This window comes from Rhodococcus sp. AD45-ID (genome assembly GCF_003023755.1).
GTDB lineage: Bacteria > Actinomycetota > Actinomycetes > Mycobacteriales > Mycobacteriaceae > Rhodococcus_F > Rhodococcus_F globerula.
Genome location: NZ_PYHL01000001.1, coordinates 1,502,251 through 1,521,189 on the forward strand (window position 1 = coordinate 1,502,251; position 18,939 = coordinate 1,521,189).

Genomic DNA, 18,939 nt, shown 5'->3' on the forward strand with positions numbered 1-18,939 from the left:
GGGCGAGGCAGTCTTCATGCCTTCTCGGACGCGAGTCCGTTCGCTCGCTTCCCGCTGAGGAAGACCGAGTTGTATTCCGGCGCTAACCTCGCAGCAGCCACGTGATAGGGCACGAACATGAGCACCTCGGTGATGACAAACGAAAGAAATACTGCAGTGCTGGAATGGAAACTGAACAAGAAAGTCAGTCCGAGTACCACGTAAAGAGCAGTGTTCACCGCCCTGAGCCAGAACACCATTTTTGTGCGCCCCGCCCGGCGCAGAGCCGCAAAGGGGATGGTTGTCACCAACATGCACAACTTCCACGCACAGGCAACTGCCAGAGCGACATACAGTGAACTGTTCCAAGCGGGGCCGAAAATCAGGCTCCACACACCCAGATAGGCACTAGCGAAGATCGCCACTGTTCCGACCACAATGATCATCGCAACGTTGGCTACCTCGCCTTTGTGTCCGTGGGCGAGTTGACGTACTCGGCCGTAGGCAAGAATCGGTTCGAGGATCCCCGAAATGGTTGATACAACCCGGAATCCAACAGCAGCTGACGGTCCGAGGACGGCCAGGATGAAAGATGCCAATGCCGGCTGGACCATACCGACTGTCGCAGTTTCGCCGGTGACCCACGCAGCCTTGGTCAGGTCAGGAGGAAAGCCCAGATCTCGGCGAGCAGGCAGAGGCCAACATCTGATGAGGATGGCCACGAGAGCTCCCGCTGCAAGAACCCTGACACAGTTGGAGTTGTCGTACACGGCAAGGACCAATGCGCTCAGGCAACCGGCCATAAGGATCGAAGCGGCAACCGATTCCAGCTTCCATCTACCCCGCACCACGCCGATCGTCCGGGCCATCAGCAAGCCCGACGACAGTCCCAGGACTCCGATCAGTGTGATGGCCGTTGGCGGAACCGCCGGACTCACAATGAGGAGGGTCCCGGATGCCAAGCTCATCAATGCTATCCACCAGGGCATCGATACTTTGTGATCCGCTTCCGGGGTGGCAAGGCGCGACTCGACGACGAATGCTGACAGCAGCTGCGCCACGTAAGTTCCGATCGCCAGCGAAACGGCAAGGCGGCCTTGTTGTTCGATGGGTGCAATGCGTGCGAATACTGCGATGAAAATTGCCGGGAAGGCGTTGAGTGCCAGGCCCGCGACGATTTGCACCAGTGGCTCAACGCGCTTCACGTCTAGCACTGATCGAATGCGCGTCACTCTCTGGCCTCGGAAGACGCGGTCCACATCATCGATTCTTCGAAATTGATGGCGATAACTGCTCCGTAACGCGGCAACCTAACGTTAATCACGTTGGCACTCAATTTGATCAAGTTAATTCCGAGTGGCCAGTGCGCATCCGCGCTTCTGTCCCGTAATGCACACTCCACCTGTAGTAGTGTATGCCACGGATTGGCTGCCGTGCTCGCTGAGATCGAGCCACTTTAAAGATGGAGGGAGCTCAGCGATGTATGGTTCGAGATCCTTTCCCCCTGATCGAAGTTTCATTCCTGCGCTGCCGCAGAATGATTCCGCAATGATGCACCAAGACAAACATGCATTTTGATTTCTCGCCGAAAGCGGCTGCCGATAACTCGCCCCAAAGCAGTACAGCGACATGGTGGCTCGCACCGGCCGTCCTAATCCTGTTACCCGTCCTGGGATCGTTCACTGCATGGGCGTCCCTGATCGGTTGGTGTTCGGCCGGTAAGTGTCCGACCGGCTCACTGCTGAATTTGCGCGGATTCCTCCAACCCGCCCCTTTCACCATTGCCGGCGTGACGTTGCTTGCGGTTTGGTACGGCATGGTTGTGGTGCTCGCAACGATCGGTTGGAGATTGGGACTGGGCACAACGCCGACACAGGAGTTCGTCGAGCGAACAACCAGCACGAACTTCGAACGGCGCTACTTTTTCCTCATCCTCGCAGTGTCCACGATCGGCGTGGCGTATGCGTACTACCGGATTACTGCAGCGACATCCATTGTCGACGCCTTGACCACCCAGACCGGGAACGCCTTCACGGAGGCACTACCCGACTCGGCCGGAATCGCGACGCTTCGATACGCGACCATCCTGGCGGCACCCATCAGCGTTTACCTCTGGCGAAAAAAGGTGCTCCATCCTGGATTCGTACTGTGGGCCGTTCTTCTCCTGGTGGCAAACTCGATGGTCGCGTCCCGCCTCTCGCTACTGATGGCGGTCGTGGTGTACGTCGTCTTACAGACAGCGGTGCCCCGCAAATCCGTGGGCGCGGACCGTAAATCTCTGCGGCCTTGGCACATCATCACCGCTGTAGCGATCATGTTCCTGATGCTCACGGCGCTCAACTATGTCCGGAACGGCAACTACTACCGCGATGCGGGAGTCTCGAACCCGATCGCGATGAATCTCTATCAGTCCGGCGCCTATCTCGCTGTGCCGGCTCAGGTGTCCATGGGAGTGTCGGATGCGATCATGCGCGGCACTTTCGACAAGCCAGGGAGTGTCGTCGCCTCCGTGTCGGCGGCGCTGCCCAGCTTTCTGGTTCCGGCACATGAGGTCAGAGCAAAGGAGTCGCTCGGCGCAGACTCCTACGATTTTTCGGTCTCGTTTGCACCGAATTTCACAACTAACTCTGAATTCGCTGACATCTATACGGATTTCGGAGCGTGGGGGTGGCTGTACACGCTCCTGCTGTTCCCGCTGGCCGGTTACGTTTTCGGTCGGTTCCTGACATACGGTCCAGTGATCGCCGGATCGGCAGGAGTTATCGCATACTGTTTTGCCGAGGTATGGCGGATTCAGCTGCTTACGCAAGGAATTACCGTTTTCCTGGTCCTCCTGACGCTCGTCTGCGTGTTCGTGGCGGCACGAGGGCAGTCTCCCACCAAACTGGAAGACATGGTTTCGAGAGGAAATGTGAAGTCAAGTGACTGACAAGTTTGCAGGGACTACATACCGGCCGGGCAATGCTGGCAACGAATGGCTCCGCTCAGCGGTTGGCGCAGTTCGCAATCGATGGATCATCCTGCTTGTGTGCGCACTGTTCGGGGGCTTCCTGGGAGCGATCTTGACCAGTGTGCAGTCGCCGAGCTACGAATCTTCCGCGGTGATCTACCAGACGCCTCACTTCGGCGACACCGACGGTACAAGTCGTCAGCGTACTGAGGCGTACACGAAGTTGCTGAGCTCCGACTTCCTCATCGAAACCGCTCTGGCAAACACCGGATTGGAGATGTCGAACTCTGACGTGCGCGAAATGACCACGGCCAGTGCCAATGTCGGAAGCGCGATCCTGACGGTGACCGTGCGCGCGAAGGACGCCGATACCTCGGCGGAGCTCGCTAATGCTCTAGCGCAAGCACTTCCCGGTGCCGTTGCTGTTTTGGACGGGAGCACACCTGCACAACCGGCACCGGATCAGTCGGAAACCGTGGTTCCGGACCCAGTGCGATTGTCGGTGATCAGCCCGGCGGTGCCCGACGACGCTGAGGGCGGACCGCAGTATGTGCGCAATACCGCACTCGGTGTGATCGCCGGGCTTTTGGTGGGGTTGCTCTACGCATATCTGCGCAGTCAAATGAGCCGGAAAGTTCAGGATGTCGCCGCACTCGGCAAGTTTCTGTCCGGGCCAGTGCTGGCCGCCATTCCTGCGGACAAAGCGCTGGAAACCGGTGTTGTCGACTTCTCGAGAGAGAGCCCTGCCGCAGAGGCATTCCGCCGTCTCCGCACCGTGATCGCCGACCACGAACCCGGTCGGGGCGAATGCCGAACCATCATCGTTTCGAGTGCAGTCACCGGCGACGGCAAGACAGCGGTCGCGCTGAACCTCGCAATCGCTCTCGCTGAGAGCGGCAATGAGGTCGTATTCGTTGATGCCGCAGGAAGAGACGAAGCGAATGTGCGCTCCGGACGCCATGGTTCTGATCATGGAAAGAACGCATCACCAGCCGGTCTGATCGATTACCTACTCAATGGTGACGACATCGACCGATACATCTCTGCGAGTTGGCATCCGAAGCTCTCGTTCATCCCGGCGGGACGCACCGCGCCCGGCAAGTCCGAACTACTCGGGAGCACTCGGATGCGCAACGGACTCGCAGATCTTGCTGCTCGCGCAAACTACGTCATCGTCGATACCGCACCGATGGCTGACCGATCCGACGCCCTTGTGCTGGGACGCTGGGCCGACGGTGTCCTGCTGGTGGCGCGATCTGACCATACGAGGTACGCCGAACTGGGTGCTGTCATCGAACGTTTGTCATTGGCCGAATTACGAGTCTGGGGCGTTGTACTCAATGACTCCCCGAGGCCACTGGCACGCAGCGCACGCAAACGCGGCGCCCGATTGTCAGCGGCAAAGCTGCTCACACGCGAGTCCCGCCCGGTCAAAACAAACGTCTGACAGAAAACCGATCGGCATCGAATTCGTCATCGGCAGGCGACGAAGACCGGCTCTCCCTTCGGCGGGGTGGTTGTCACGGTACCAACGCTCACTTCCGGGTTCGTAGGCGTGCCACCGACACAACTGTCACTGAAGATCAAAACAGGTAGCCACGACGAGGGTGCTTGCTCCCAAACCAAATCCGCAGCAACCACTGTCCCGGATGAGCCCTGGAACACGGCGAATGGTCCGCCGGCTTCGGAACCGAGCGGCGGACCCGTCACAGTCACGTTGAGCTGATCGATCGTGAACTGTGCCGAGTTGTCGGCGGAGAACGCGACCGCAGACTTCGCCGTCGTGATGGAGACGGTTCCCAGTGAAACATCTTGGGTCCTCTGCAGCCCGACAGCTCCGGTACCTGGACCTATTTCGGTGTCGATCACCGTGCAATCGATCAGCGAAATCCCGGTAACAGGCGGGGTTGCAATAGATTCCACGAGAACCGACCAGTAAAGACAGTTGTTAACGGCAACGCCCGCTACCTCTAGGTCGAACCGGCTGAAAGCGTCGCCAGTCGACCCGTTCGGTCTTGCCAGTACGTGCAGCCCTGTGTGAGAGTCCTCAACGGTGAGCCCATCCAGCTGCACACCGCGCGATGCCACATAGTGCCACCCGGCGCCCGAGTCCGGCGATGCCGAGTCGACCATGACACCTGCTCCGTTCGATACTCCGTCGACCACTACTGCAGCTACCGTTGATCGATTGACCCCCGCCAAACGCACTCCGTTTGCCGCACCGCCCGACACTTGGACGTCGGTGACATCGAAGTCGGTGTTCGACCACTCGGTCAACGCCGGGAAGGAAAAGGTCTCGGAAGCGCTGTCGAACTGGGCTTCTGGAGAGTAGTAAGTCACCAGTGCCAAACCGTCGTCACCAGTGTTTGTTGCTGAATACCTTTCGACGGTTCCACGTCGGCACGCGTTGAAATGGAGTCCGTCGGCCATGGTGTTCTCGACGTGAAGTCCGTCAACAGTGATGTCGGAAACGCCCATCATGATCACACCTGCCTGCGGGCTCGACTCGACTCTGCAGTCGCTCAACGTCACCCAACTAACCGGCCTGCCGGGTCCGGTCCATCCATCGGGCACTGCCGACGTGTCCGATGCATATCCCACAACTCGGATTCCGTCGCCCATCGACCGCAGCGCCGGCTGGCTTGCCCACCGCACTGCTACGTTGTGAAGAGACACTCGCTCCAGCGGACCACGCAGCACGATGCCGTGGCTCGTGCCGGCTCCGTTGTCGTCCAGGTTGTCCATCAGAAGTTCGGCACCGGTGTCGAAGTCGATCGAAACGTCAGAGATCCCCACTATCGAGATAGCAGCGCCGCCTGCTGGATGACGCTGAGTAAAGCGGTACTGGCCGGACGGAAAAAGTAAGACGTCTCCAGATTTCAGTTCGGCGACGGCATTGCGAATGGCAATCGAGTCATCCTGTGTCCCATCACCAACCGCACCGAAATCGCGAACATCAATGACGTCACCGCCGCCCTCGACGCGGCGAACGGCGTTGAAGGATTCAGGCAGAGCGGCAGGGAGTGCCAGCGCTGCCGGGAACATTCCGAGAAATTTGCGGCGCGACAGCGCCGACGACCAGTTAGCCAATGGGCACCTCACTCAGGAAGGAACATATCTTCTCGGCAGTAGCTGTTGACACGATCTCGGACTGGCGCCGCTTGACATGCAACTCTCCGCGATGAGTCAACGACGCCCTGGCGTCTTCGTTGTCACAGTACTTCTTCACGAGTTCGGCCAAGGCTTCGGAATCGTGCGGATCAAAATACTCTGCTCCGTCGCCGCACGTTTCCCTCAACACCGCGATGTCGGACGCCAGAACCGCGGTACCGGACGCCATTGCCTCCAGCGGCGGAAGACCGGCACCTTCGAAAAGTGAAGGCATCACCAATAAGTCCGCCTGAGCCACCAGAGCACGCAGACTGTCGAACGGAAGTCTGCCCGTTAACTGCACACGTTCACCCAAGGTTGCCACAAGCTGGTTGATTCGGTCGTCGAGTGTCCTGAGTGACTCATCGCCACCAGCTATCACCAGTGTGTGTGGGATGGAATCCGAGATCGTCGCAAATGCGTCCAGAAGTACCGGCAAGTTCTTGTGCCGCTTGATATTGCCGACATACAAAATGTAGGGGCGTTGAACTGGCGACGACGCCGAGTCAGCTTCAGAGAACCACACGTCGTCTACAGGGATCGGCGTCACCAGCACCTCGGATGAGGGTGCGATTGCAGCCATTGAACGGGCGGTGGCCTGGGACGGGGTGAAAATCGTTGCGGCCCGTCGTGCGCTGAGTTTCAGCATCGTCCACGCGTACGCGTTCTTTGCGCGATTCTGGTCGCTCAGCTTTTTGTCTTCGATATGGAGGGTGTCATGCACCGTGGAGAAGTATCGAACGTCCCGATTACGAGGAGACGTTAGTGCAAAAGGAAAGGGGTAGTGCGGAACCCACAGTGCCTGCGGACGGGTTGCCGACAATGCGCGACGCCACACACGTTGTTCACCCATTGAATACATTCGGGCCTCGGCGGGATCCGCAAGAATCACACGAGTTTCTTCGCTGGTGTCAGGTGCCGCATTTCGGTCGGCGAGGATGGCCAGCCGGAATCCACGTTCTTTCAGCACCTGCTCGAGCACAGGAATTTGGGTCCTGATGTAGGTGCCGATACCACTCTGACGAATATGTCGGGCATCGAACAACAGATCAACCGACTCGCCATCTCGGCTCGCCTGACCGGCACGGGGAGTATCCATAAGTGAATTGTTGCAGGTCCGTCAATTTGATGGAGATAATGATGCCCTGTCAAATGTCCGACTTCGCATATGAAATGGTACCTTCGGCACGAAGGAACTGATCTTGTCGGATCACCGGTAGTTTCAGGTGCATTCACGGCAGCAAATGGCGACTTCGGCTGGGTATCAACAAAGCTCGATCAGCCGGATCGTCAGATAAAAGGGCACACACCAAATAACTGTCACACGTTGCGGGAGTCTCGAAGCAAACATGAACGAACCCAAATTAGCGATAGTGCACGAGCGATTCACTGAGATCGCGGGTTCCGAACATGTGGTTGAGCAACTGTCCTTGACCTGGCCGCACGCCGCCGTCCACGTGCCTCTTGCCCGGCCTGCAGGCATACCTGCAGGACTTTCGTCCCCTCCTGTCACGACATGGGTCGACGGTGCCTACCGGATACTGGGAAGGTCTTCTTACGCACCGCTGATGCCGCTGCTGCCCAGCGCTTTTCGCGGCATGAAGCTGGGAGAGGTCGATGCGGTGGTGGTGAGCCATCACGCCTTCGCCACACAAGCGGCCTTCTCCACCGATGCGCCGGTGATCGCATACGTACACAGCCCGGCGCGCTGGGCCTGGGATCCCGCCTTTCGCGCGCAGGAGTCGGGTGGCGCAGCTGGCGCAGCCGTGCTCGCAGCACTGGCGCAAGTGGCGCGTCGGGGCGAGTTGAAAGCTGTGAGTCGGCTCGACCAGGTAGTCGCGAACTCGACCGAGGTTGCCGACAGGATTCAACGCTGGTGGGGCAGAGAAGCAGTGGTGGTGCACCCACCCGTGGACACCCATGGATTCACCCCCGATTTCTCGATCGACCGGGAAGACTTCTTCCTTCTTGCCGGCCGCTTGGTGCCTTACAAACGGCCAGACCTTGCAATTAGAGCCGCACGGCAGGCGGGCAAGAAACTCGTCGTTGTGGGCGATGGCCGATGGATGGACGTCTGCAAGGAGTTGGCAGCCGACGACACCGTCTTTGTCGGGCGAGTCCCCCACGATCAACTACTGGATCTTTACCGGCGGGCCCGAGCCCTGCTGATGCCCGGTGTCGAGGACTTCGGCATCGTCCCGGTCGAGGCGATGGCAACCGGCACCCCCGTGATCGCTTTGGGCGAAGGCGGTGCGCTCGACACGGTTATCCCTGGAAAATCCGGTGTCCTCGTGTCCCCTGGCGACGACACAAAGGTGGTCAGCGGTCTCGCCGAAGCAATGGAAGCATTCGATCCAAGTGATTTCGATTCGAAGGTAATCCGCGCATGGGCCGAAGGCTTTTCACAGAAGGCTTTTGGAGAGAACATGATTAGAGTGGTTGACGGTGTGCTTGGGAGCAGATGACCGGTAGGCGGTCGAACATGCCCAAGTAGAACCGGACGTGGTTCCGACGCCGGCAAAACGAATTCGACACTGCGGTCGGCCGGAGCCCAATCCTTTGTGTGCGTCCGATATCAGGCAACGCAATCCCAGATTTCGATTCGGGTGGCGTAGCGGGTAATCCGCGTCCCTCAAATGACGGTACGACGGCAACTACACGGCGTGCCGAGTCGGCACTCGCGTGATTGACAACAACTCGACGCTCTATCGGTACTACAGCTATTCCCGCATAGCGCAGTCCGAGGTTTTCCAGTCCCCGTCCACCAAAACCCAGGGCATGTTCGTATCGAAGTCGGTTTCCTCAGTGAACGAGATGCCGACAGTTCCCTTACCGCTGTCCACTTCGGCGGTCACATCGGTCACTGTCCGGGGCGTCGCCTGAGCGACGTCGGAAAAGGCTTTGAACTCCTCCTCTGAGAACTTCTCTTGACATTCTCGTATGAAGAGAGCGTAAGCGGCCGACGCATCGCCCGAGTAGAAACTGGTAGCCCACTCTTCAGCAGCAGACTGCAGTGTGCCCACCGGATCTTCGGCCGCAGTCGGCGTTGATTCTCCACTGCAGCCAACGGTAAGCAGCGCATAAGACAGAACACCGGCGAACACAAACCTCTTAGCCATGAATTCTTCCCCTACCTCGGCATCACAAGTGCCACGGAGCATATGCCCAACCGACCAGAATGACTGCGTCAGCTGACTGTCGAGCTCTTAATCTGACATCCCTGGAAGAACTTGAAACTCACCCTTGCTGCGCTCGAACGCAATCGCGTCACAAATTCCGACATGTTTGACGCTGAACCGTTCCTGGCCAGAGCTGTAGCTCAGCGAGACGGGGTCATAGCTGTTGTCGTGCACAGCGATTGATACGTATCCCGGTGATCGTCGAAAATTTCGACGGAACGTGACATGTGCCCACATGCTGATCGGTTCGAGACAACGCAGACGGGAGAAAAGCTTCAAACAATCGGGTTGGCCGGGACGCAGAGCGGTTAAACGATGTTCGCCATGGCGATACTTTCGACATCTCCTTCGATAGATCGGTCCACGAACCTTGTTGTCGCGCTATGTAGTACGGTCCTTCCGATCCGGGTTTTCGCGGAGTTGTTCCCACTGGCGGAGCCGGTCGGCGATGATGTGTTCGTAACCGTTGTCGGTGGGTTCGTAGAACCGTTGACGCGCCATACCGTCAGGGAAATAGTTTTGGCCCGAGAATCCTGTTGCGGTCTCGGGGTCGTACTCGTAACCCGCTCCGTATCCGAGGGACTTCATCAGACCTGTAGGGGCGTTGAGGATATGCGCGGGCGGCGGGAGGGATCCGGACCCCTTCGCCGCTCGCATCGCCCGGTTAAGGCCCCGGTATACCGCGATCGACTTCGGCGCGGTCGCAAGGTATACGACGGCTTGCGCGATGGCGAGTTCCCCTTCGGGAGAGCCGAGCCTCTCATAGACATCCCATGCCGCAAGCGTCTGGTGCACTGCGTGCGGATCTGCGATCGCGATGTCTTCATTGGCGAACCGCACGAGTCGCCGCGCGATGTAGAGCGGGTCCTCACCGCCGTCGAGCATGCGCGCCAGCCAATACAACGCAGCATCAGGGTCTGATCCGCGCATGGCTTTGTGGAGGGCGGAGATGAGGTTGTAGTGCCCTTCTTGCGACTTGTCGTACAGTGGCGCTCGTTTGTGCACCACCTGTGCCAGGCCGGCGGTGTCCAGCGGCGCGCTCTCCGGTGGCAGGGTGAGGAGTTGTTCGACGAGGTTCAGCAGGTAACGACCATCACCGTCGGCCATAGCGATCAAGGCCTCCGCAGCCCCCGTATCCACCGGGAGCGTGCGGCCGGTGAGCTGCTCGGCGCGATCTACGAGGGTGCGCAACGCCGACTCGTCGAGCCGCTTGAGGACGAAAACCTGGCACCGAGAGAGCAAAGCGCCGTTGAGCTCGAAGCTGGGATTTTCGGTCGTCGCTCCGACCAACACAATCGTCCCGTCTTCGACGTACGGAAGAAACGAATCCTGCTGAGCGCGATTGAAACGGTGAATCTCGTCGACGAACAGCAGGGTGCCCTGCCCGATCTCTCGCCGCTTGCTGGCCGCTGTGAACACCTTACGAAGGTCCGCAACCCCGGAGAACGTCGCCGACAACGGCTCGAACATCAGATCTGTGCGTTCGGCGAGAAGCCTTGCGATTGTGGTCTTCCCACATCCGGGCGGCCCCCACAAAATCGTGGAAGACAGTTTTCCCTGTTCGATCATTCGCCCGATCGGGGCGTCCGGGCCAAGCACATGCCCCTGTCCGACGACATCCTCGAGTTGCGTGGGACGGAGCCGATCTGCGAGCGGGCGTGAGGTGTCATCGACCTCGAACAGCGACGCCGCGTCAGGATCTTTCGTCATCGCTGTCCTCTTTTCTCTGGCTGTCGGCCGCGCCCGCCGATCTGATTCCGGTTTGCTTCAGGTCTTCGATGCTCTGGCGCAATAACGTTCGCTGGGAGGCTGGAAGCTGCTCGGTCACCAATTCGTAGGAGTTGTGGACGAGTCTCTCGGCCAGCGAGGCGGTCACCGATTCTCCAGACCCAACGGACACCCAATGACGTTTGTCGAAATAGCGTCCTCGCTCGATAGTGTCGTGCTCACCGATCAGGGCCGCCCCATGAGCAGGATCGACCTTCACAGTGATGATCGGCTCGCCCGGATCCTGCGTGACGACAAGGAACACGCGTCCGGCGACTTTGAAAACCAGCAGATGCTCGGTGAACGGGTATCCCTCCGTCACCCCCGGAAGCCCCTGGGCGGCAGTGCAGGCGAGCCGCTGCAACCGGGGCCCAGTCAGACTCACCCGTGTCGTCCGAACGTGTCGGGGTCGACCGGCCGCTCCCGCTTGGGTAACTTCTCGACAACCAACAGATACGACTCTACGACCAAATCGTCGACAAGCCCGGCATCGACAGAACCTCCCGGGTGAACGGTGATCCAGTGCTGCTTGTTCATGTGATAGCCCGCGGTGATATCCGTGTGCGACTGCCGGAGTGTTTCCCCGTCCGCGGGTGCTGCCTTGACGATCACGATCGGCTCCCCGGTCACCTCGGTCTGCAACATGAACACCTTCCCGTATACCTTCCACACCTTCCAGTCCTCACCGAACGGATACGTCAGCTCCGCGCCCGGCAGTTCCGTCGTGCGGGCTGCAGCTCGCTCCTGAAGTTCCATGCCCTGCACCATTACCCTCCCACCTGAATGTACGTACAAACGTACGCACCAGCGCCGACACACTTACACCGATGCGATCGCCCACGCCCAAGACGAGAAAGAGGTTCGCGAGATCCTGGTCGACGCAATCTGCGGGGACAGCCGAGCCACCGAACGAGGACTGCGACCAGCGCGCGAAATGTACGCCTACGGATCAATCAGCTCCGGAGTAGGCGACCTGATTCGGCACCCACGGCGTCAGACGCCAGCGGGACGTGCTGGTTTCCTATCTCGAATAATTGCGGAACTTCCTGTTGGGGAGCTTCTTTGAAGATGGCAATGGGCCGGGAATGATGTGAGAGGTTTTTCGGTTGCGTCTCTGCGAACGGACCTCGAGTCACTGTCCCAACTGATGCACCTGTTGATCGTGATCAGTGGTGCAGGTGCTAAGCCGAGACACTCCCACCTCCCGCCCGAAGGGAGGGTCGTGTTGTCACCACAGCTCACAGCAACAAAAAACTACGCCAGCAGTGTTGTGCGCACCCATGCACGCGACACTGCTGGCAGCCCGAGAAGCACATCGCTGTCGTCTTAGCGTCGTACGGCTCGATGTTGAAAATATGAGGGCCACTGCAGGTTTCCCCGGCAGTAACCCCTAGCTGCCCTAGGGTCAGCGCGGTGTCATGCGGAGAGCGCCGTCCATGCGGATGGTCTCGCCGTTGAGGTAATCGTGCTCGACGATCATCTGAGCGAGCTGCGCGTACTCGGACGGCTGGCCCAGACGCGACGGGAACGGAACGCCGGCTTCGAGGCCCTTGCGGTACTCGTCGGTGACGCCCGCGAGCATCGGGGTGTCGATGATGCCAGGAGCGATCGTGTTGACGCGGATGCCGAACTGAGCCAGGTCGCGGGCAGCCGGAACCGTCATGCCGTGCACGCCGCCCTTGGATGCGGAGTAGGCGATCTGTCCGATCTGGCCTTCGAATGCGGCAACAGATGCGGTGTTGATGACAACCCCGCGCTGACCTGAATCGTCGACGGCCTCGGTCTTGGCAATGGCGTCGGCCGCCAGGCGCATGACGTTGAACGTGCCGAGCAGATTCACGGTGATGACCGTGCGGAACAGTTCGAGATCATGCGGGCCGTTCTTGGACAGGATGCGTCCGGCCCAGCCGACGCCGGCGCAGTTGACGACGATACGCAGCGGAGAGCCGGATTCGACGATCTGGTTGATGGCAGCTTCGACCTCTTCGCCGCTGGTCACATCGGTAGGGATGAGGGTGACACCGGCGGGGACATTGTCGCCGGCGCGTTCGATCGATGCGGGCAGATCCAGGCCGAAGACGGTAGCGCCGGCGTCGGCGAGGCGCTTGGCCGTAGCTGCACCCAGTCCGGAAGCTGCTCCGGTGACCAGTGCTGCGGTTCCCTTGATTTCCACGTCGTATGCACTCTTCACTTCTCAATTGATCGAAAATGACTGGTTGTTGCGTTCTACTTGCGCACGTCAGCGCCGGCCGGGGTTGAGGCGTTACCCAAAACTGACTGCAGTGTGTGCGAATCCTGTTGGCACTAGCGGTAATACCGCCTCACCGACGAATCGGCCCCGCGATCACGCTCGCCTCGCAGTAAGGGCGGAGCGATGATGTCATGGACCTCCGTGGAAGTACCCCTACAATTCCGCACCGGCGCGGTACCCCTCCGCGATGGCATGACTCAATCGACGGGGAGTTACGCAGTCACCGATAATGCTGACTGCTCTGCTGGGTTCCAAGCCCAGGGATGACACCGGAACTCGCGGCTGATGCCAGACGGTCAGCACATCGTCAAACGTGACGTCACCGCTTCCGAAGACAGGGCGCAGGAACAGCGGGGCCGAGGAACTATCGGGAATCACCAACGAGTGACTGACTTTGAATTCGACCCCCGCGTCGCCGAGTCGACTCAGCAACGGACCCACGCTTTCAGCCGGAACTCTGGAGGCCAGAGCGGTCAATGCAGTGGCAATCGTAACGCTCCAGCCCTGCTGGGCAAGCGCTTCGGCCGCGCTGTACGCCGGCCAGAACCCGTCGCCCTCGTCGTAAACGACCGCGCGACGACTCTCGACCTCGGGCACCCGGCCAAGGAGAACATCGTCAATCGTCGCGACGGGCCGCCCGCGCAAACCGATCGGCAACTCCGCCGGCCGTGATCCGGTGGCCACGATGACGTGGTCGGCCGATGAGTGGATGTCTGCGAGGTCGTCGACGTCGATTCCGGCAGCGAGGTTGATGTCGACCCTGAGCCGCTTGAGTTCTCGCGCAAGGTAATCGACGATGTCGATCAGGGTGGCGCGATGTGGGGCGGCTGCGGCAACACGGACGGCGCCACCGAGAACGGTGTCCTGCTCGAACAATGTGACACGATGCCCGCGGCCGGCAGCGACGCGTGCGGCCTCGAGTCCGGCCGGCCCGCCGCCGATGACAAAAACTTCCTTGACGCGCGGGGAGACGGCACCGATACCCGGATGCCGGCCGCGTCCGACTTCGGCATTGACCGCGCAGTGTAGATGCGGGTCGAAGGCGCGGCAATCCTGATTGATGCCAAGACAGCCACGGATCTCGTCGAGGCGGCCGGTCTGCGACTTGATCGGCAGGTCGGGATCGGCGATCAGCGCCCGAGCCATACCCACCATGTCGACGTGACCGGACTTGATCGCGTGATTGGCGGCGGCGGCGTCGCGGATGCGCTGGCCGACGAGGGTGGGAATACCGGTGGCGGCCCGCACTTTCGATGCAGACGGAATTGCGACTCCATCTTCACTGGTGGAGTCCTTGACGTATTTGCCGCGGGTGCCGTGCGTGATGGAGAAGTAATCGACCCCCAGTTCGGTCATTTTCTCGGCGATGCGCACGCAGTCATCGATCCGCATTCCGCCGGGGATTTCCTCTTCACCGCTCAGTCGCACGCCGAGGGCGAATCCGGTCGGCATGACGGAGCGCATTGCCTCGATCACCAAGCGGGGGAAACGCATTCGATTCTCGAACGATCCACCGAAGCTGTCGGTTCGCTGGTTGGTCAAGGGGGACATGAACTGAGCAGGCAGATAACCGTGCGCGGCATGGATTTCCGCGCCGTCTGCGCCTGCCTTGACAAGATTTGCGGTCGAGATGCGCCAGCCTTCGATAATGTCTTCGATCTCGGTAATCGTGAGTTCGTGAGGGGGGTAGGCATCGCGCGGTGTCTTTATCGGGGACGGGGCAGACGGCGGTGCATCCGATTCGCCGCCGATGAATTCGCGGCCGAGGTGACACAACTGACCGATGAACTTCGCGCCGTGACGGTGTATCACTTCGACTTTCGCGGCTGTGGCCGGAACGAATTCGTCGATGTACGCCTCGACGAGCTTTCGTGAGCGCAGCGTCGTGGTCGGGTGCACCACGGTGGCACCGCCGATGATCAGACCTACTCCACCGGCCGCGAGTCGCTGGAAATGTTCGGTGTCCCCATGTGTGGGGACACCGTTTTCGGCCATACTCGTACCGGCAGGCAAGGCCACCAATCGATTCTTGATGGTCATGCCACCGACTGCGAACGGTGAAAATAGGTGGGGGAATTCGTTACCCATGAGTGCTCTCCCAGCTCGCAACTACTGACATGGCGATCCTACTCTAACTGTATTGAATTCAGTTTAGCCAAGAATGGCGGCATCGAAAACCTGCGCGCACCCAACTATTGTGACGTGAGCCACATTATGGCATACTGCCGTCGTCAGCTAAACCGAGTTCAGGTCATCTCGAATGAATGCTGAATTTGCTTGTTCTCGAATATCTTTCGCGGTTCGACAACGAGATCTCCGGAAAATACCTATGACATACGAGCGCCAGAAGGGCACGTACATGAAGATCTTTCCCCGGTCGGTCATAGCGGTGACTGCGGCCGCCACGCTGATGGTGGCGGCCGCGTGCAGCAGTAACGAGACCATGGCAACGCTGGCCTCCGGCAGTTGGGACGACGTCGTCGCCGCGGCCACAGCCGAAGGTTCCGTGCGGCTTTACTCCACCCAGCATCCGGCAAACCTCGAGGCACTGCGGGTTGCATTTGCGCAGCAGTATCCGCAGATCACCTTGGAAGTTACGCGCGGCACCGATGTCGAGATGAACCCTCGAATCGAAACCGAGAATCGAACCGGCAAGGGCGTAGGCGACGTTCACATGTCCTCGGATCCGTCCTGGATCAAAAATGCCGCCGCAACCGGCGACTTCTCGACGGCGATTGTCGGCCCAGCCTTCGACAATCCGATATACGATCGCGCTCGAAGTGTGATCGACGACCAGTTCTTCCTGACCAGCGCGGCTATATTCGCGCTCGGCTGGAACACCGACGCTCTGCCCCAGGGGCTTCGATCACCGGACGACCTGCTTGATCCCGCACTGAAGGGGAAGATCGGGGTTGTGAACCCCGGCGGATTCGCGGCCGTGGTCGACGAGTACCAGTTCTTCGAAAAAAATTGGGGCAACGGCGATTTCAACGAACGGCTCGCGGCCCTGAATCCTCGAATCTACCCGAGTTCGCTGGGTATCGCCCAAGCATTGAGCTCGGGTGAGATTGCCGCAACCCCGATGGTGCAACCGCTGGTGCGGGAGATGGCGACAGGTGCCCCGGTGGACTGGGTACTGCCGGAGCCGGCTTGGGGAACGCCGTGGTATTCCTTGGTACTTGCGTCCGCGCCGCATCCGAATGCCGCGCAGGTACTGGCCAACTTCATGGTCACAGAAGCAGGGCAGAAGGCACTCTCGTACGGATACGGTAGTGCTCTGCCGGACATCTCGGGTTCGGTCGGACGTGCGCAGGATATCCCTCTACCGGACACCGCTGCGCTCACTCCCGAGCTGACCGGCAAGTTCCAAGAAGAATGGGAGCGGAGCTTTCAACGTTAGTGGTGCGATCTGGCCCGCCTCGGATCGAGGCGGGCCACCTCAGTGCTTTACTACTTCAGTACTTTTCACCCACCTCGGCCTTCTCGACCAACGACTGCGGTGGTTCGAAATGACTGCCGTACTTCGACGCCAGATCTCGGGCGCGGTCGACGAAACCTGGCAGCCCGCCGTCGTACTGGTTGATGTACTGGATCACGCCGCCGGTCCAGGCTGGAAAGCCGATACCGTAGATCGAGCCGATGTTAGCGTCCGCGACCGATTCCAGCACGCCCTCGTCGAAGCAGCGCACGGTCTCGAGCGCTTCAGCGAACAGCATTCGTTCCTTCATGTCCTCGAACGGAATTTCCGTAAACCCTGACTTGAACGCTTCACGCAGACCTGGCCAGATGCCGACGCGCTTGCCGCTCTCGTCGTACGAGTAGAAACCGCCGCCGCCGGATCGTCCGGTGCGCTCGAGTTCACCGACCATCCGATCCATGACGGCGTTGGAACCGTGGAATGGAACGGTCTCGCCTGCGGCGAGCAATGCCCGCTCGGTTTCCTTGCGGATCTTCTGCGGCAGTGTGAGTGTCAGTTCGTCCATGAGCTGCAGTGGCGGTGCCGGGTATCCGGCCTGTGCGCCTGCTTGCTCGATGAACGTGGGGTTTACGCCCTCGCCGACGGCGGCCATCGCCTCGTCGAGGAACTTGCCGATGACGCGCGAGGTGAAGAAGCCACGACTGTCATTGACCACGATGGGGGTCTTACGGATCTGCTGGGTGTAGTCGATGACCCTGGCCAACACAGCATCCGACGTCTTGGCGCCTTTGATGATCTCGACCAGGGGCATCTTGTCCACCGGGGAGAAAAAGTGGATTCCGATGAAGTCTTCCGAGCGCGCGACACCTTCGGCCAGGATGGTGATCGGCAGGGTGGAGGTGTTGGAGCCGAGCACCGCTTCGGGTTCGACGATGTTCTCGATCTCCTGGAACACCTGGTGTTTGACTTCGACCGATTCAAATGCGGCTTCGATTACCAGGTCGACGCCCGCGAAATCGGCGGCGTAGGTGGTCGGTGTGATTCGGGCGAGGAGTTGTTCGGACTTCTCCGCCGTGGTCTTGCCACGGGCGAGCGCTTTGGCCTCCAGCGCTACCGCGTACTGCTTGCCTTTCGCCGCTGCGTCGAGCGAAACGTCCTTGAGTACCACGTCGATTCCGGCCTGGGCGGAGACGTATGCGATTGCGGCACCCATCATTCCGGCTCCGATGACACCCACCTTCTTAGCGGTGAACTTGTCGTAGCCGTCTGGCCTTGACGCTCCACCGTTGATCGCCTGCAGGTCGAAGAAGAAGGCGTTGATCATGTTCTGGGCCACTTGGCCGGTCACGAGCGAGACGAAGTAGCGGGTCTCGATCTCGTCGGCAGTGTCGATGTCGACGTACGCGCCTTCGATCGCGGCAGCCATGATCGCGCGTGGTGCCGGCATCGGTGCACCCTTGAGTTGCTTACGCAGGAGACTCGGGATAACCGGTAGGACCTGGGCCATCTTCACGTCAGCCGGTCCGCCGCCGGGAATCTTGAATCCTTTGGTGTCCCAAGGCTGTATGGCATCGGCGTGGTCGTGAATCCAAGCCTTGGCCGCCGGTAGCAATTCCGCCACCGAACCAACGACCTGGTCGATCAGGCCCAACTCCAGCGCGCGTGTCGGGCTCAAACGCGGGCCCTGCAGCAGCACGTTTGCCAGCGCCCCCTGGATGCCGAGCAGCCGTACGACACGGGAGATTCCGCCGCCGCCGGGCAACAGACCCAGGGTGACCTCGGGTAAGCCGAGTTGGTTGCCCTTGACGTCGGCCGCGATGCGGTGGTGGGTGTGCAGCACGATTTCCAGCCCGCCACCGAGCGCGACGCCGTTGATGGCGGACACTACGGGCTTGCCCAGCACCTCGAGTCGCCGCAGCACCTTCTTGAGTTCGTTGAGGTGGGTGGTGACCTCGGTGGCAGAAACCGGGTTCTTCGCCTGCGGTCCCCAAGCCTGCATGTCCCTGAGGTCACCACCGGCAAAGAATGTTCGCTTTGCCGAGGTGAGCACGACGCCGACGAAACTGTCCTTCTCGGCTTCGAGTCGGTCGACTGTCGCGGCCATTGACGACGTGTACAGGGCGTTCATCGTGTTGGCGCCCTGATTCGGGTCGTCCATCGTGAGCACGAGGACGCCATCGGTATCGAGCGCCCAGCCGATCATGTTGTCAGTCATTGATTCTGTATGTTCTTTCTCTTCAACAGA

General features: G+C 60.1%; 14 protein-coding genes. 4 read left to right on the forward strand and 10 right to left on the reverse strand.

Translation table 11 applies throughout. The features are described 5' to 3' along the window. Positions 1–14: 14 nt before the first annotated feature. Positions 15–1,184, reverse strand: coding sequence for a hypothetical protein (locus C7T36_RS06755; RefSeq protein WP_239654605.1), 1,170 nt, complete (start codon positions 1,182–1,184; stop codon positions 15–17). Between the two features lie 584 nt (positions 1,185–1,768). On the opposite strand from C7T36_RS06755, the gene C7T36_RS06760 reads away from it, so the two are divergent. Together C7T36_RS06760 and C7T36_RS06765 are read left to right on the forward strand one after the other, a co-directional pair. After that, entirely contained in the window at positions 1,769–2,908 is a 1,140-nt protein-coding gene (locus C7T36_RS06760; protein WP_146153431.1) for a hypothetical protein, read from the forward strand. Next, positions 2,901–4,376 carry a polysaccharide biosynthesis tyrosine autokinase gene (locus C7T36_RS06765; RefSeq protein ID WP_045064265.1) on the forward strand — a complete coding sequence of 492 codons (1,476 nt, stop codon included), beginning with the start codon at positions 2,901–2,903 and terminating at the stop codon, positions 4,374–4,376. The genes C7T36_RS06760 and C7T36_RS06765 overlap by 8 nt, the downstream gene beginning before the upstream one ends. A 26-nt stretch (positions 4,377–4,402) precedes the next feature. Here C7T36_RS06765 and C7T36_RS06770 read toward each other — a convergent pair whose 3' ends face one another. Further along, positions 4,403–6,019, reverse strand: coding sequence for a glycosyl hydrolase family 28-related protein (locus C7T36_RS06770; RefSeq protein ID WP_052683314.1), 1,617 nt, complete (start codon positions 6,017–6,019; stop codon positions 4,403–4,405). Then, positions 6,012–7,178, reverse strand: coding sequence for a glycosyltransferase family 1 protein (locus C7T36_RS06775; RefSeq protein ID WP_045064266.1), 1,167 nt, complete (start codon positions 7,176–7,178; stop codon positions 6,012–6,014). Before C7T36_RS06775 ends, C7T36_RS06770 begins: the two co-directional genes overlap by 8 nt. A 250-nt stretch (positions 7,179–7,428) precedes the next feature. Here C7T36_RS06775 and C7T36_RS06780 point away from each other — a divergent pair, with 250 nt between their 5' ends. Next, positions 7,429–8,544 (forward strand): glycosyltransferase, encoded by a 1,116-nt coding sequence (locus C7T36_RS06780; protein ID WP_045064267.1) that lies wholly within the window; start codon positions 7,429–7,431, stop codon positions 8,542–8,544. Positions 8,545–8,799: 255 nt separating this feature from the next. On the opposite strand, the gene C7T36_RS06785 is transcribed toward C7T36_RS06780, so the two are convergent. The 6 genes from C7T36_RS06785 to C7T36_RS06810 form a co-directional block, all read right to left on the reverse strand. Next, on the reverse strand, positions 8,800–9,198 hold the full coding sequence (locus C7T36_RS06785) for a hypothetical protein (protein ID WP_146153432.1): 399 nt from the start codon (positions 9,196–9,198) through the stop codon (positions 8,800–8,802). 441 nt (positions 9,199–9,639) lie between these two features. After that, complete coding sequence (locus C7T36_RS06790) at positions 9,640–10,968, reverse strand: replication-associated recombination protein A (RefSeq protein ID WP_045064272.1); 1,329 nt, start codon at positions 10,966–10,968, stop codon at positions 9,640–9,642. Further along, positions 10,952–11,347 (reverse strand): MmcQ/YjbR family DNA-binding protein, encoded by a 396-nt coding sequence (locus tag C7T36_RS06795; RefSeq protein ID WP_204368950.1) that lies wholly within the window; start codon positions 11,345–11,347, stop codon positions 10,952–10,954. Before C7T36_RS06795 ends, C7T36_RS06790 begins: the two co-directional genes overlap by 17 nt. A gap of 59 nt (positions 11,348–11,406) precedes the next feature. Next, positions 11,407–11,781 carry an MmcQ/YjbR family DNA-binding protein gene (locus tag C7T36_RS06800; RefSeq protein ID WP_239654606.1) on the reverse strand — a complete coding sequence of 125 codons (375 nt, stop codon included), beginning with the start codon at positions 11,779–11,781 and terminating at the stop codon, positions 11,407–11,409. Positions 11,782–12,430: 649 nt separating this feature from the next. Beyond that, positions 12,431–13,198, reverse strand: a complete 768-nt coding sequence (locus tag C7T36_RS06805) for an SDR family NAD(P)-dependent oxidoreductase (RefSeq protein WP_045066629.1) — start codon at positions 13,196–13,198, stop codon at positions 12,431–12,433. A gap of 231 nt (positions 13,199–13,429) precedes the next feature. After that, the gene (locus C7T36_RS06810) at positions 13,430–15,364 is read right to left on the reverse strand and encodes an FAD-dependent oxidoreductase (RefSeq protein ID WP_045064280.1); all 1,935 of its coding nucleotides are present in this window, start codon (positions 15,362–15,364) and stop codon (positions 13,430–13,432) included. Between the two features lie 271 nt (positions 15,365–15,635). On the opposite strand from C7T36_RS06810, the gene C7T36_RS06815 reads away from it, so the two are divergent. Beyond that, positions 15,636–16,676 (forward strand): ABC transporter substrate-binding protein, encoded by a 1,041-nt coding sequence (locus C7T36_RS06815; RefSeq protein ID WP_045066630.1) that lies wholly within the window; start codon positions 15,636–15,638, stop codon positions 16,674–16,676. 55 nt (positions 16,677–16,731) lie between these two features. Here C7T36_RS06815 and C7T36_RS06820 read toward each other — a convergent pair whose 3' ends face one another. After that, a complete protein-coding gene (locus C7T36_RS06820; protein WP_045064283.1) occupies positions 16,732–18,909 on the reverse strand; it encodes a 3-hydroxyacyl-CoA dehydrogenase NAD-binding domain-containing protein in 2,178 nt (725 codons plus the stop codon). Positions 18,910–18,939 lie beyond the last annotated feature (30 nt).